Annotated in this window: 13 protein-coding genes; 3 read left to right on the plus strand and 10 right to left on the minus strand. The window is 62.1% G+C overall.

Annotated features, from left to right (window positions below; translation table 11 throughout):
- The 9 genes from ACF8Q6_RS26085 to rpsB all read right to left on the minus strand — a co-directional run.
- Positions 1 to 601: POTRA domain-containing protein (locus ACF8Q6_RS26085; RefSeq protein ID WP_392499715.1), on the minus strand; the 601-nt coding region annotated here is incomplete at its 3' end.
- A gap of 73 nt (positions 602 to 674) precedes the next feature.
- Positions 675 to 2,027, minus strand: a complete 1,353-nt coding sequence (rseP, locus tag ACF8Q6_RS26090) for an RIP metalloprotease RseP (RefSeq protein WP_026031852.1) — start codon at positions 2,025 to 2,027, stop codon at positions 675 to 677.
- 72 nt (positions 2,028 to 2,099) lie between these two features.
- Entirely contained in the window at positions 2,100 to 3,290 is a 1,191-nt protein-coding gene (gene ispC, locus ACF8Q6_RS26095) for a 1-deoxy-D-xylulose-5-phosphate reductoisomerase (protein ID WP_041168522.1), read from the minus strand.
- On the minus strand, positions 3,287 to 4,102 hold the full coding sequence (locus ACF8Q6_RS26100) for a phosphatidate cytidylyltransferase (protein ID WP_392493884.1): 816 nt from the start codon (positions 4,100 to 4,102) through the stop codon (positions 3,287 to 3,289). The genes ispC and ACF8Q6_RS26100 overlap by 4 nt, the downstream gene beginning before the upstream one ends.
- Positions 4,102 to 4,857 carry a polyprenyl diphosphate synthase gene (gene uppS / locus ACF8Q6_RS26105; protein ID WP_003252299.1) on the minus strand — a complete coding sequence of 252 codons (756 nt, stop codon included), beginning with the start codon at positions 4,855 to 4,857 and terminating at the stop codon, positions 4,102 to 4,104. Before uppS ends, ACF8Q6_RS26100 begins: the two co-directional genes overlap by 1 nt.
- 15 nt (positions 4,858 to 4,872) lie before the next feature.
- Positions 4,873 to 5,430: a ribosome recycling factor gene (frr, locus tag ACF8Q6_RS26110; RefSeq protein WP_003252296.1), complete on the minus strand. Its 558-nt coding sequence runs from the start codon at positions 5,428 to 5,430 to the stop codon at positions 4,873 to 4,875.
- Positions 5,427 to 6,170, minus strand: a complete 744-nt coding sequence (gene pyrH, locus ACF8Q6_RS26115) for a UMP kinase (protein WP_003252294.1) — start codon at positions 6,168 to 6,170, stop codon at positions 5,427 to 5,429. Before pyrH ends, frr begins: the two co-directional genes overlap by 4 nt.
- A 181-nt stretch (positions 6,171 to 6,351) precedes the next feature.
- Positions 6,352 to 7,215: a translation elongation factor Ts gene (tsf, locus tag ACF8Q6_RS26120; protein ID WP_003252290.1), complete on the minus strand. Its 864-nt coding sequence runs from the start codon at positions 7,213 to 7,215 to the stop codon at positions 6,352 to 6,354.
- Between the two features lie 185 nt (positions 7,216 to 7,400).
- On the minus strand, positions 7,401 to 8,138 hold the full coding sequence (gene rpsB / locus ACF8Q6_RS26125; protein ID WP_003252287.1) for a 30S ribosomal protein S2: 738 nt from the start codon (positions 8,136 to 8,138) through the stop codon (positions 7,401 to 7,403).
- Positions 8,139 to 8,484: 346 nt separating this feature from the next.
- Between rpsB and map the strand changes: the two genes are divergently transcribed.
- The 3 genes from map to dapC are packed head-to-tail and all read left to right on the plus strand — an operon-like array spanning position 8,485 to position 13,238.
- Positions 8,485 to 9,267 (plus strand): type I methionyl aminopeptidase, encoded by a 783-nt coding sequence (gene map / locus ACF8Q6_RS26130; protein ID WP_003252286.1) that lies wholly within the window; start codon positions 8,485 to 8,487, stop codon positions 9,265 to 9,267.
- A 41-nt stretch (positions 9,268 to 9,308) separates the two neighbouring features.
- Positions 9,309 to 12,011, plus strand: a complete 2,703-nt coding sequence (locus ACF8Q6_RS26135; protein WP_392493885.1) for a [protein-PII] uridylyltransferase — start codon at positions 9,309 to 9,311, stop codon at positions 12,009 to 12,011.
- A gap of 30 nt (positions 12,012 to 12,041) precedes the next feature.
- Positions 12,042 to 13,238 carry a succinyldiaminopimelate transaminase gene (gene dapC / locus ACF8Q6_RS26140; RefSeq protein WP_392493886.1) on the plus strand — a complete coding sequence of 399 codons (1,197 nt, stop codon included), beginning with the start codon at positions 12,042 to 12,044 and terminating at the stop codon, positions 13,236 to 13,238.
- 105 nt (positions 13,239 to 13,343) lie between these two features.
- Here the strand turns inward: dapC and ACF8Q6_RS26145 are convergent, their stop codons facing one another.
- Complete coding sequence (locus ACF8Q6_RS26145) at positions 13,344 to 14,990, minus strand: Na+/H+ antiporter (protein WP_012053546.1); 1,647 nt, start codon at positions 14,988 to 14,990, stop codon at positions 13,344 to 13,346.
- Positions 14,991 to 15,245: the final 255 nt, after the last annotated feature.

A 15,245-nucleotide genomic window follows, 5' to 3' on the forward strand; every position in this document is an offset into this window, starting at 1 on the left:
TGGTCTTCAGCTCGAACAGCTGCCCCAGGGTCTCATCATCGAATACGTTGTTGCCCACGATGTTGATGTGCTGGATGGCGGCGACGGTGCCTTCGTTGATCTTGATCTTCAGCGCCACACGGTTGCGCGGCTGCGGCACCACTTCGGCGTCGACCTCGGCCGAGTAGCGCCCCTGGGCCACGTACTGGCGCTGCAGCTCGTTACGCACACCTTCGAGGGTGGCACGCTGGAAGATCTCGCCTTCGGCCAGGCCCGATTGTTTCAGGCCCTTCATCAGGTCTTCGGTGCTGATCGCCTTGTTGCCTTCAATCTCGATGCTCGACACCGACGGGCGCTCGACCACGTTGATGATGAGCACATTGCCATCGCGGCTCAACTGGATGTCCTGGAAGAACCCGGTCTTGAACAAGGAACGAGTCGAGTCCACCAGGCGGCGGTCGTCGGCCTGGTCGCCAACGTTCAGCGGCAAGGCACCGAACACACTGCCAGCGGAAACCCGCTGCAGGCCGTTGACGCGAATATCGGAGATGGTGAAGGACTCGGCGTGAACTTCAGCGATCATCAGTGCGGACATGACCGCAGTTAGCAGCAGACGTTTCATGAAGTCCTTTTATTCCAACTGGCAATAAACAACCTGCCGTCACAAAACGGCAGGTTCGCAATTGAGCGAAGCTTTATAGTCGACCCAGATCGTTGATCAGGGCGAGCAACATCACCCCTATGACCAAACTGATACCGATCTGAACCCCCCAACCTTGCACCCGATCCGACAGCGGACGACCGCGCGCCCACTCGACCAGGTAAAACAGCAAATGCCCCCCGTCCAGTACTGGAATGGGCAGCAGGTTAAGAACCCCCAGGCTTATGCTCAGGTAGGCCAGGAAATTCAGGAAATCCCCCACGCCGGACTGGGCTGAAGCGCCCGCCACTTTAGCAATGGTTATCGGTCCACTCAAGTTTTTTACCGAGAGCTCCCCGAACAGCATTTTCTTCAGCGATTCAAGGGTCAGGACGCTCATGTTCCAGGTACGCGACAAGCTCTCACCCACCGCATCCAGCGGGCCGTAGCTGATTTCGCGGAGCATGTTGGCAGGCCATTCGCCACCTTTGACGCCAGCGCCAAGATAGCCACCGACGGCCTTACCCTCCCCCTTGCGGGCCAAGGTCACCGGCAGCTCCAGGGCAGCGCCATCGCGCTCCACTCGCACCACGACCTTGGCATCCGGGCGGGCGCGCACGCGGTCGACAACCTGCTGCCATTCAGTCACTGCCACATCGTCCAGAGCCAGCAGCTTGTCACCGGTTTTCAGGCCCGCAGCGGCAGCCGGCCCCTTCGGATCGATCTCGGCCAGCACAGGTGTGATCGCCGGTCGCCAAGGGCGCAGCCCCAGGGATTGAATCGGGTCCGGCTCGTCGGCGCCCTTGAGCCAATTGTCCAGCTTGACCTGCAGCTGACGCTCGGCGCTGGCGCCCTCATCGCGCACGCCAATCTGCAAGGTACCGCTCTCGCCCAGACGACGAACCAGCTGCAAATTGACCGCCGACCAACCGTTGGTCGGCTTGCCATCTACAGAAACGATTTCCTGACCTGCGGTCAGCCCTGCAGATGCTGCCAGGCTGCCACTGTCGACCGCGCCGATAACCGGGCGGATTTGCTGGGTACCCAGCATCGCCAGCACCCAGAAAAACAGGATAGCCAGCAGAAAATTGGCGATCGGGCCTGCCGCGACAATCGCAATACGCTGGCGTACCGACTTGCGGTTGAACGACTGCCCGGCCAGCGCCGGCGGCACATCGCCTTCACGCTCGTCGAGCATCTTGACGTAGCCACCCAGAGGAATGGCCGCAACAACGAACTCGGTGCCGTGGCGATCATGCCACCGCAGCAGCGGCGTGCCGAAACCCACCGAGAAACGCAGCACCTTGACGCCGCAGCGGCGCGCCACCCAGAAGTGACCGAATTCGTGGAAAGTGACCAACACACCCAACGCCACGAGGGTGCCGATAATCATGTAGAGCGCTGTCATGTCCATCTCCGAATGATGTTCAGCGGGCGAGCATGCCTGCCCAGCCCCCTCACGAACCTTGGCGGGGCTGCATCAGCGGCCGTGACGCCTCAGCCACTCACGGGAAAGCTCCCGGGCACGCTGATCGGCGGCAAATACCGCATCCAGCGACGGCAGCGGCACGACCGGTTCCTGGTCGAGTACCTGTTCGATCATACCCGCGATCTCCGGGAAGCGGATGCGCCGTTCAAGAAATGCCTCGACCGCAACCTCGTTGGCTGCATTGAGCACGGCAGGCGCGCTGTTGCCGGCCTCGGCAGCCTGCCGCGCAAGGCGCAGGCAAGGGAAGCGTTGTTCGTCGGGCGCCTGAAAATCCAGACGGGCGATGGCGAACAGGTCCAGAGGGGCAACCCCGGAATCGATCCGTTCCGGCCAGGCCAACGCGTTGGCGATCGGCGTACGCATGTCCGGGTTGCCCAACTGCGCGAGTACCGATCCGTCCACGTAGTCGACCAGCGAGTGGATTACGCTCTGCGGGTGCACCACCACCTCAACCTTGGACGGCACGGCATCGAACAACCAGCAGGCTTCGATCAACTCGAGGCCTTTGTTCATCATGCTGGCCGAATCCACGGAGATCTTGCGCCCCATGGACCAGTTAGGGTGCGCACAGGCTTGCTCCGGGGTCACGTCCAGCAGCGCCTCGACCGGCGTTTCGCGGAACGGCCCGCCGGACGCGGTAAGCAGGATCCGGCGCACACCGACGGCACTCAGACCACGGGCGTAGTCGCCTGGCATGCACTGGAAGATAGCGTTGTGTTCGCTGTCGATCGGCAGCAGCACGGCCCCTTTTTGCCGCACCGCCTCCATGAACAGTGCGCCCGACATCACCAGTGCTTCCTTGTTGGCCAGCAACACCTTCTTGCCGGCCTCGACCGCTGCCAGTGTGGGCCGCAGGCCGGCAGCACCGACAATGGCCGCCATCACTGCATCCACTTCAGCGGCCGACGCCACCTGACAAAGCCCGGCCTCACCTTCCAGCACCTCGGTGGTGCAGCCGGCCGCAGCCAGACCCGCACGCAACCTCACCGCCGCCTCAGTGCTCGGCACCACAGCGAATGCCGGGCGATGACGCACACATAAGGCCAACAGCTCGTCGATGCGCGAATAGCCCGTGAGGGCAAACGCTTGATAACGGTCAGGATGACGCGCAATCACATCCAGCGTGCTCAGGCCAATGGAGCCGGTGGCCCCGAGTACGGTAATACGCTGCGGGCGACTCACATCACACCCCATTCGGCAGCCCACAACAGGACGGCGAAGATCGGGATTGCCGCCGTCAGGCTGTCAATGCGATCGAGCACACCCCCATGCCCGGGCAACAGATTGCTGCTGTCCTTGATACCGGAGCGACGCTTGAACATGCTCTCGGTCAGGTCACCGACCACCGAGGACATCACCAGCAACGCAGCGCCCAACAGGCCCAGCAGGATTTGACCAAAGCCCCAGTCGCGGCTGATGCCGACACCCAGGGTAATCAACAGGCTGACCGCCAGGCCACCGTACACGCCTTCCCAGCTCTTGCCCGGGCTGACCTGCGGCGCCAGCTTGCGCTTGCCGAATGCCCGGCCAGAGAAGTACGCACCGATGTCGGCGGCCCACACCAGCACCATGACGGACAGGATCAGCCAGTTGCCCAGGGGCCAGTGCTTGAGCAGCACCAACCCTTGCCAGGCCGGCAGCAACACCAGCAGGCCGATCAGCAACCGACAGGCAGCACTGGCCCACAGGTCGCTGCTGCGCGGGTAGGTAAGCACCAGCCAGGTGGCCAGCCCCCACCAGATCACCGCAGCGCCCAGTACCCAGGGCGCCAGTTCCGGAAGGATGTACAGCAGCATCAGCGCCCCCGCGACCACCGCAGCATAGGCAATGCGCAGCGGCTGGGCCATCAGCCCGGCCAGGCGCGCCCACTCCCAGGCACCGAGGGTCACTACGAAGCCGATGAACAGGGCGAAATCCCCGCCATTGAGCAGGAAGAAACCACCCAGCGCGACCGGCAGCAGGATCAGCGCAGTAACGATGCGTTGTTTAAGCATTAAGCACGAGCTCCAGCCTCGACCTGCTCGCTGGTCTTACCGAAGCGGCGCTGGCGCGAAGCGAAATCGGCCAGGGCATTGCGCATGGCCTCGTGTTTGAAGTCCGGCCAGTAGAGGTCGGAGAAATACAACTCGGCATAGGCCAGCTGCCACAACAGGAAATTGCTGATGCGGTGCTCGCCACCGGTGCGAATACAAAGGTCCGGTAACGGCAGCTCGCCGGTTGCCAGGCACGTCTGCAGCAGGCCCGGGGTGATGTCTTCGGGGCGCAGGTGCCCGGCTTGCACTTCCCGCGCCAGCCGCTGGGCAGCCTGGGCGATGTCCCACTGACCACCGTAGTTGGCTGCTATCTGCAGAATGAAGCGGTTGTTGCCGGCGGTCACTGCTTCGGCTTCGCGCATGGCGGCCTGCAGCTCAGGATGGAAACGCGATCGGTCGCCGATGATGCGCAGGCTGATATTGTTCTCGTCAAGGCGCTTGGCCTCACGGCGCAGCGCCGAGAAGAACAGCTCCATCAGCGCACCGACCTCTTCGGCAGGGCGCTGCCAGTTCTCGCTGGAGAAGGCGAACAGGGTCAGCACCTCGACCCCGGACTTGGCACAGACTTCGATGACCGCGCGAACGGCGTCCACACCCGCCTTGTGCCCGGCCACGCCGGGCAGCAGGCGTTTTTTCGCCCAGCGATTGTTGCCATCCATGATGATCGCGACATGACGCGGCACCGAGGACGGCGCCGCTGGCTTGGTCTTTTCCATTAAAAAACCCCGGCCTTAGACGGCCATCAGGTCCTTTTCCTTGGCTTTGAAGGCAGCATCGACTTCGGCGACGAACTTGTCGGTCAGCTTCTGGATCTCGTCCGCGGCGCGACGCTCTTCGTCTTCGCTGATTTCCTTGTCCTTGGTCAGCTTTTTCAGGTCAGCCAGGGCGTCGCGGCGCACGTTGCGCACGGCTACCTTGGCATCCTCGGCAACACCGCTGGCCTGCTTGGTGTAGCCCTTGCGGGTTTCCTCGGTCAGGGCCGGCATCGGCACACGGATGGTGGTACCGGCGCTGGACGGGTTAAGGCCCAGATCGGAGGTGAGGATGGCCTTTTCGATGGCAGCGCTGAGGTTCTTGTCGTGAGCGACGATCTTCAGGGTGCGGGCATCTTCGACGGTGATCGCGGCGACCTGGTTCAGCGGCATTTCGCTGCCCCAGGCGGTAACCTTGACGCTGTCCAGGATGCTTGGGTGAGCGCGACCGGTGCGGATTGCAGCCAGGTTGCGGGACAGGGCTTCGATGGACTTGCCCATGCGCTCCTGCGCGTCTTTCTTGATGTCGTTGATCATGCTTGGCCTTCCTCGATCAGTGTGCCTTCAGCGCCACCCACCACGATGTTCAGCAGGGCGCCAGGCTTGTTCATGTTGAATACCCGCAATGGCATCTTGTGGTCACGGCACAGGCAAATTGCGGTCAGGTCCATCACACCCAGCTTGCGATCCAGAACCTCATCGTAGGTCAGGTGATCGAATTTCTCGGCATGCGGGTCCTTGAATGGATCGGCAGTGTACACGCCATCGACCTTGGTCGCCTTCAGCACCACGTCAGCATCGATTTCGATGGCGCGCAGGCAGGCCGCGGAGTCGGTGGTGAAGAACGGGTTGCCGGTACCGGCGGAGAAAATTACCACATCCCCGGAGTTGAGGTGACGAATAGCTTTGCGGCGATCGTAATGATCGGTGACACCCACCATGGAAATGGCCGACATGACCAGGGCCGGGATGTTCGAGCGCTCCAGCGCATCACGCATGGCCAGGCCGTTCATCACGGTAGCCAGCATCCCCATGTGGTCACCCGTGACGCGGTCCATGCCGGCTGCGCTGAGCGCGGCGCCGCGGAACAGGTTGCCACCACCGATCACCAGGCCGACCTGGACACCGATCCCTACCAGCTGGCCAACTTCAAGCGCCATGCGATCCAGCACTTTCGGGTCGATCCCGAAGTCTTCCGAGCCCATCAGGGCCTCGCCGCTAAGTTTGAGCAAAATGCGTTTATAGCGAGGTTGGCGACCACTCACCTGCTGAGCCATTGCGAGTCTCTCCTGCGGCGTACTTTTAGAAAATTCGTGCGGGCTGTTTGCAGCCTGCTAACTGTAGCGTGGCACCGCTTCGGTGCCAGCGAAGAGGGAGTCGTATAAACCCCTCCCCGTTTTGACAAAGAGGCTGCGCGCGTGAGCGGGCAGCCTCTTTGGGGCGACAGACGGGGCTGTCTTACTGCTTGGCAGCAGCGACCTGAGCGGCAACTTCAGCAGCGAAGTCGTCGACTGGCTTCTCGATGCCTTCGCCTACTTTGAAGTAGGTGAAGGAAACGATTTCAGCACCGGCTTTCTTGGCCAGCTCGCCAACCTTGACTTCCGGGTTCATAACGAAGGCTTGCTCTTTCAGCGAGGCTTCGGCTTTGAACTTGGTGATACGACCGTTGATCATGTTCTCAACGATGTTTTCCGGCTTGCCGGCGATCTTGTCGGCGTTCAGCTGCAGGAAGACATTCTTCTCGCGCTCGATGGCCTCGGCGGAGATTTCCGACGAATCCAGGAACTCAGGGTTCGAAGCTGCAACGTGCATGGCGATGTTCTTCGCCAGCTCCACGTCACCGCCTTTCAGAACGACGACAGCGCCGATCTTGTTGCCGTGCAGGTAGGCACCGACAACGTCACCCTCAACGCGCACCAGGCGACGGATGTTGACGTTCTCGCCGCACTTGGCAACCAGGGCTTCACGAGCAGCTTCACGCGAGGCGATCAGCGGAGCGGCGTCGGTCAGCTTCTGGGCGAAGGCTTCTTCGAGGCTTTCGGCCACGAAGTTCTTGAAGTCGTCTTGCAGGGCCAGGAAGTCGGTCTGCGAGTTCACTTCCAGCAGGACGGCGGATGTACCGTCGGTCTTGACGGCGATAGCGCCTTCAGCAGCGACGTTGCCAGCCTTTTTGGCGGCCTTGATGGCGCCCGAGGCACGCATGTCGTCAATGGCTTTTTCGATGTCGCCGCCGGCCTTTTCCAGGGCCTTTTTGCAATCCATCATGCCTTCGCCGGTACGCTCGCGCAGTTCTTTTACCAGCGCTGCAGTAATTGCTGCCATTTCAAAATCCTCTTGGAAAGTTTTTCAACCATTCCACCCGTCAATCACGGGCGTTCAATTCTGCAAATCCGCTGTTTTCATTTCAGCAGGCCCATGATGCGGGGCCGATGCTGACAGCAGGATTTCAAGGTGGCAAAAAGGGGGCAAAGCCCCCTTTTTGCGTGCCAAGTAGACGCTAGCGCCTATTACTCAGCAGCAGGTGCAGCCGCTTCTTCAGCGTAAACTTCGGTGCCGCCGGCAACGTTGTTGCGGCCGCGGATGACTGCGTCAGCCATCGAAGTCATGTACAGCTCGATAGCGCGAATGGCGTCATCGTTACCTGGGATGATGTAGTCAACACCTTCCGGGCTGCTGTTGGTATCGACAACGCCGATAACCGGGATACCCAGCTTGTTGGCTTCGGTGATCGCGATGCGCTCGTGATCAACGTCGATAACGAACAGAGCGTCTGGCAGACCGCCCATGTCCTTGATGCCGCCCAGGCTGCGATCCAGTTTTTCCAGGTCGCGGGAGCGCATCAGGGCTTCTTTCTTGGTCAGCTTGGCGAAAGTGCCGTCTTCGGCCTGGGTTTCCAGGTCGCGCAGACGCTTGATCGAAGCGCGGATGGTCTTGTAGTTGGTCAGCATGCCGCCCAACCAACGGTGGTCAACGTACGGCGAACCGCAACGAGCTGCTTGCTCGGCGACGATCTTGCCGGCGGAACGCTTGGTGCCGACGAACAGGATCTTATTCTTGCCCTGTGCCAGGCGCTCTACGAACGACAGAGCGTCGTTGAACATTGGCAGGGTTTTTTCCAGGTTGACGATGTGGATCTTGTTACGCGCGCCGAAAATGTACTTGCCCATTTTCGGGTTCCAGTAACGGGTCTGGTGGCCGAAGTGCACACCGGCCTTCAGCATATCGCGCATGTTGACTTGGGACATGATAGTTCCTTGATAAGTCGGGTTGGGCCTCCACGTATCCCAATGACCAACCCGCGAATTCTGCAACTCGGGGCACCCAGGTCATCGTGTCGACACGTGTGTGGGTTAAGTGCTGACGGGGTCGTCCCCGAAAGCGGCGCATTTTATACCACAGACCGCGAGCGAACGGAACCCGGATACTGTTGCGTCTGTCAGCACTTTTTGCAGCACCCCGGCTTTCGCGCCAGAATGCCAGCTATAGACAACAGCATGGCCGCCTTTATCCCGACCGATCGGCGCCCTGCTCTGCTAGAATCCGGCCTTTCCCGTTTGTTCGCGCCGTGCACGGCGCCGTAGAGAGCCTGTAATGACCGTCACCATCAAGACCGCAGAAGACATCGAGAAGATGCGCATCGCTGGCCGCCTGGCCGCCGAAGTGCTGGAAATGATCGAAGAACACGTCAAGCCCGGCGTCACCACCGAAGAGCTCGACCGCCTGTGCCACGATTATATCGTCAACGTTCAGCAGGCCATCCCGGCACCGCTCAACTACAAGGGCTACCCGAAGTCGATCTGCACCTCGATCAACCATGTGGTCTGCCACGGCATCCCCAACGACAAGCCGCTCAAGGACGGTGACACGCTCAATATCGACGTCACCGTGATCAAGGACGGCTACCACGGCGACACCAGCCGCATGTTCCACGTCGGTAACGTGCCGGTCTGGGCCGAGCGCCTGTCCAAGGTCACCCAGGAATGCATGTACAAAGCCATCGAGCTGGTCAAGCCGGGCTGCCGCCTGGGCGACATCGGTGAAGTGATCCAGAAACACGCGGAAAAGAACGGTTTCTCGGTGGTGCGCGAGTTCTGCGGTCATGGCATCGGCAAGGTGTTCCACGAAGAGCCGCAGATCCTCCACTACGGCCGCGCGGGCACGGGCATGGAGCTGAAAGAAGGCATGACCTTCACCATCGAGCCGATGATCAACCAAGGCAAGGCCGACACCAAGGTGCTGGGCGACGGCTGGACCGCCATCACCAAAGACCGCAAGCTCTCGGCCCAGTGGGAACACACTTTGGTGGTGACTGCGACTGGCTACGAGATCTTCACCCTGCGCAAGGACGACACCATCCCGCGCACTTCGGCCTGACCGCACTCCGACAGGCCACCCCACGACAGGAACGTGACGCGATGCCCCAGGTGGACCCCGAGCTGTTCGACCGTGGCCAGTTCCAGGCGGAACTGGCCCTCAAGGCGAGCCCCATCGCCGCCTTCAAGAAAGCCATCCGCCTGGCCGGCGAGGTGCTCGACAAACGTTTTAGCGCCGGTAGCGACATCCGCCCGCTGATCGAGGCCCGCGCCTGGCTCGTCGACAATATCCTGCAACAGGCGTGGAACCAGTTCGACTGGGGCGACCAGAGCGGCATTGCCCTGGTCGCGGTGGGCGGCTACGGGCGCGGTGAACTGCACCCGCACTCGGACATCGACCTGCTGATTCTGCTGGGTGCTGCCGAGCATGAGCAGTATCGCGACGCCATCGAGCGCTTTCTGACCTTGCTGTGGGACATTGGCCTGGAAGTCGGCCAGAGCGTGCGCACCGTCGACGAGTGCGCCGAACAGGCCCGCGCCGACCTGACGGTAATCACCAACCTGATGGAAAGCCGCACCATCGCCGGCCCCGAGGCCTTGCGCCAGCGCATGCTGGAAGTCACCAGCACCGCGCATATGTGGCCGAGCAAGGAGTTCTTCCTGGCCAAGCGCGCCGAACTCAAGGCCCGCCACCACAAGTACAACGACACCGAGTACAACCTCGAACCCAACGTCAAGGGTTCGCCAGGTGGCCTGCGTGACATCCAGACGGTCCTGTGGGTGGCCCGCCGCCAGTACGGGACGCTCAACCTGCATGCACTGGCCGGCGAAGGCTTCTTGCTGGAAAGCGAGAATGAACTGCTGGCTTCGTCCCAGGACTTCCTCTGGAAAGTCCGTTATGCCCTGCACATGCTGGCCGGACGCGCCGAAGACCGCCTGCTGTTCGACCACCAGCGCAGCATCGCCACGCTGCTGGGCTACAGCGATGAAAACCCCAAGCGGGCGATCGAACAGTTCATGCAGCAGTACTACCGGGTGGTGATGAGCATCAGCCAGCTGTGCGACCTGATCATCCAGCACTTCGAAGAGGTTATCCTCGCCGATGAGGAAAGTGGCAGCACCCAGCCACTGAACACGCGGTTCCGCCTGCATGACGGCTACATCGAGGCCGCCCATCCGAACGTGTTCAAGCGCACGCCGTTCGCCATGCTGGAAATCTTCGTGCTGATGGCCCAACACCCCGAGATCAAGGGTGTGCGTGCCGATACCGTGCGCCTGCTGCGCGAACACCGCCACCTGATCGACGACACGTTCCGCACCGATATCCGCAATACCAGCCTGTTCATCGAGCTGTTCAAGTGCGAAATCGGCATCCACCGCAACCTGCGCCGGATGAACCGCTACGGCATTCTCGGCCGTTACCTGCCAGAATTCGGCCTGATCGTCGGGCAGATGCAGCATGACCTGTTCCACATCTATACGGTCGACGCGCATACCCTCAACCTCATCAAGCACCTGCGCAAGCTGCAATACACGCCGGTGTCCGAGAAATTCCCGCTGGCCAGCAAGCTCATGGGGCGCCTGCCCAAACCCGAGCTGATCTACCTGGCCGGCCTGTACCACGACATTGGCAAGGGTCGCCAGGGCGACCACTCGGAAATCGGTGCAGTGGACGCGCAGAAGTTCTGCGAACGGCACCAGTTGCCGGCCTGGGACAGCCGCCTGATCGTCTGGCTGGTGCAGAACCACCTGGTGATGTCGACCACCGCTCAGCGCAAGGACTTGTCCGACCCGCAGGTGATCAACGACTTTGCCCTGCACATGGGCGACGAGACGCGCCTTGACTACCTGTACGTACTGACCGTGGCGGACATCAACGCCACCAACCCGAGCCTTTGGAACTCGTGGCGGGCCAGCCTGCTGCGCCAGCTGTACACCGAGACCAAGCGTGCCCTGCGCCGCGGCCTGGAAAACCCGCTGGACCGCGAAGAGCAGATTCGCCAGACCCAGTCCTCAGCGCTGGACATCCTGGTGCGCGAGGGCACCGACCCGGACGACGTCGAGCAGCTATGGGCGCAACTGGGCGATGACTATTTCCTCAAGCACACAGCCGCCGACGTGGCCTGGCACACGGATGCGATCCTGCAGCAACCGGCCGATGGCGGGCCGCTGGTGCTGATCAAGGAAACCACCCAGCGCGAGTTCGAAGGCGGCACGCAGATCTTCATCTATGCCCCCGACCAGCACGATTTCTTCGCCGTGACGGTGGCGGCCATGTCGCAGTTGAACCTGAACATCCACGACGCACGAATCATCACGTCGAGCAGCCAGTTCACCCTCGACACCTATATTGTGCTGGACAACGACGGCGGCTCGATCGGCGACAACCCGCAGCGGGTCAAGCAGATTCGCGACGGCCTGACAGAAGCGCTGCGCAACCCCGAGGACTACCCGACCATCATCCAGCGCCGGGTGCCGCGGCAGCTCAAGCACTTCGACTTCCCGCCGCAAGTGACCATCCTCAACGATGCCCAGCGCCCGGTGACCATCCTCGAAATCACCGCGCCAGACCGCCCAGGCCTGCTGGCCCGGCTGGGGCGGATCTTCCTGGAGTTCGACCTGTCACTGCAAAACGCCAAGATCGCCACACTCGGCGAGCGGGTAGAAGACGTGTTCTTCATTACCGATGCCGACAACCAGCCGCTGTCAGACCCGCAGCTGTGCAGCCGTCTGCAGGAAGCCATTGTGCAGCAACTGCAGGCCGGCCAAGGTAGCGACCCCCACCAGACCCGCGTGACCTTTTAACGATTAGACGATTGACGAGACCTTGCGCCGATGAACCATGCCTTGACCCAGCTTCAGCCCTATCCGTTCGAAAAGCTTCGCGCCCTGCTGGCCAGCGTGAAGCCTGCGGCGGACAAACGCGCCATCGCCCTGTCGATCGGTGAGCCGAAGCACGAATCGCCGGCGTTCGTCGCCCAGGCCATGGCCGACAACCTCGACAAGCTGGCGGTTTACCCCAGCACCCTCGGTTTGCCAGCCTTGCGCCAGGCCATCGGCCAGTGGTGCGAACGTCGCTTTGGCGTGCCCGCCGGCTGGCTGGACGCAGACCGCCACATCCTCCCGGTCAACGGCACCCGCGAAGCGCTGTTCGCCTTCACCCAGGCCGTGGTCAACCGCGCCGATGACGGCCTGGTCATCAGCCCCAACCCGTTCTACCAGATCTACGAAGGCGCAGCGTTGCTGGCCGGTGCCACCCCGCACTACCTGCCGTGCCTGGAAAACAACGGTTTCAACCCGGACTTCGACGCCGTACCGGCCGAAGTGTGGAAGCGTTGCCAGATCCTGTTCCTGTGCTCGCCGGGCAACCCTACCGGTGCGCTGGTGCCAATGACCACCCTGAAGAAGCTGATTGCCCTGGCTGACGAACACGACTTCGTGATCGCCGCCGACGAGTGCTACAGCGAGCTGTACTTCGACGAGGACGCGCCACCGCCTGGTCTGCTGTCGGCATGCGCCGAGCTTGGCCGTAGCGATTTTGCGCGCTGCGTGGTGTTCCACAGCCTGTCCAAGCGTTCCAACCTGCCTGGGCTGCGCTCGGGCTTCGTCGCGGGCGATGCCCAGATCATCAAGCCGTTTCTGCTGTACCGCACCTACCACGGCTGCGCGATGCCGGTGCAAACCCAGCTGGCCAGCATCGCTGCCTGGCAGGACGAGGCGCATGTGCGCGCGAACCGCGACCAATACCGAGCCAAGTACGATGCCGTGCTGGATATTCTGCAGCCGGTACTGGACGTGGAACGCCCGGACGGCAGTTTCTACCTGTGGGCCAAGGTACCGGGCGACGATGCCGAGTTCACCCGCGACCTGTTCGAAGCCCAGCATGTGACCGTGGTACCGGGGTCGTACCTGTCACGTGAGGTGGATGGGGTGAACCCGGGTGCCGGGCGCGTGCGCATGGCACTGGTTGCACCGCTGGCCGAATGCATCGAGGCGGCCGAGCGGATTCGCTCCTTCCTGCAAAACCGCTGATCAACCCCTTCGCGGGCACGCCCGCTCCCACAGGTACTGCGCTGATTTCAAGCGCAGCGCAGTACCTGTGGGAGCGGGCGTGCCCGCGAAGGGCCTTGATAGGGTCTACTTGACCTGCCCCAGGTTCGCCTCACTCATATCCAGCTCACCCAGTACTTGCCGCACCACCTCATCCCCCACCAGGTGCTGACGATGCAGGTTGTACAGCTCCAACCGCTGCGCCCTCAGGGCACGCAAGCGTAAACGCCGCTCCAGCAAGTCCATCTGTGCGGCCAGGGCCTTGGCTTCGGCACTGTCGTCGTAGCTTTCCAGCTCATCCCGGTATTCAGCCATCAAGCGCGCCTTCAACTCGGTCGCCAACGTTGCCTGCGCAGCATCCTGCGGTGCGTTGCTGTCGATCACCTCTTCTGCCTCCAAGGCATGAATCGCCGCCTCGGCCGTGCGCCGCCAGGCTTCCTGCACTTCCTGGTGCAAGCGCTCGTCCGGGCTCTTGGTCACCCCGCGCAGTAATATCGGCAGCGCGATGCAGGCGCTGATCAACGACAGCAGGATTACCCCCGCAGCAATGAAGATAAGCAGATCACGCTCCGGGAAAGCGGTGCCAGCCCCTATCAGCAACGGGATCGACATGACACCCGCCAGGGTGACAGCGCCGCGCACACCCCCCAAGGTCAGCAACCAGCAGGAACGCGCCGTAGGCATCAGCACCAGTGCCGGCTTGCCGCGCCAGCGACGGACCACACCGATCGAGCGCCAGATACTCTGGACCCAGATGAACCGCAACACAATCAGTGCGGCAAAGATCGCCACCACGTCCAGGCAGCGGTAGGCCAATGTCGGCCAGAGGGTCGCTTCGTGGCTGACCACAGCCTTGATGATGTCTGGCAACTGCAAGCCCAACAACAGGAAGATCAGGCCATTGAAGGCAAACTCCAGCAACGACCAGACACTGCGGTTGAGCAGGCGGGTACTGGTCTGACGCGGGAGCAGGTCGAGCCAGCTCTGCATCATGCCGGCCGCCACTGCCGAGAGAATACCCGACACGCCCAGGCGCTCGGCCAGCACGTAGGCTGCGAACGGCAGCAGCAACATGAACACCACATGGGTAGCCGGATCGTCCCAGCCCCGGGTGATCATCCACATGCGCAGGCGACCGATCAACCAGCTCAGTACCACGCCCACCGCAAGGCCGCCCAGTGCGACCAACACGAAGCTGAAGCTGGCGTCAGCCAACGAAAACACCCCGGTGATCGCCGCCGCCAGGGCGAACTTGAAGGTTACCAGGCCCGACGCGTCGTTCATCAGCGCCTCGCCCTGCAGCATGTGCATCAGGGGAGTGGGCAGGCGGTCCTGGGCAATGGCCGAAACGGCCACGGCGTCGGTCGGCGAAAGCACTGCCGCCAGGGCGAAGGCCACCGGCAACGGGATGCTCGGCAGCAACCAGTGGATGAAGTAACCGGCCCCGACCACGGTGAACAACACCAGCCCCACGGCCAGCGCCACTACCGGGCCACGAATGCGCCATAACTCACGCTTGGGGATGCGCCAGCCGTCGGCGAACAGCAGCGGAGGCAGGAACAGGAACAGGAACAATTCGGGGTCAAGGGCTACATGCAGGCCCAGCGTCGGCCACGCCAGCAAGGCACCGGCGGCAATCTGTACCAGCGGCAATGGCAGCGGGATCACACGGCCGACCAGCTTCGACAGGCTGACCAGGGTCAGCAGGATGAGGACGGTGTAGGCGGACTGCATCCGGTAAGGCTTCCTTTGAGAACCAGAAACGATAGCAAGGCGAAACATCGCCATTGGAACAATATGTTAGCGGCGACCGGCGAGCTGGGGCCGCTGCACGATAGTCGCAGGTGGAGGTTGAATATGTAACATGATGATACTTAGGTTTGATGGTAGGGCCTGCCTTGAGTCTTGTAGCGCCTGCGAGATTGAGCGCCGCCTGGTTCCCGGCTGAAGAGATTCAGCGCCTGCGAGATCGAGCGCCGCCCGCGCGGC

Origin of the sequence: Pseudomonas sp. GLN_2, from assembly GCF_043106005.1 — a bacterium.
GTDB classification, from domain to species: domain Bacteria; phylum Pseudomonadota; class Gammaproteobacteria; order Pseudomonadales; family Pseudomonadaceae; genus Aquipseudomonas; species Aquipseudomonas alloputida.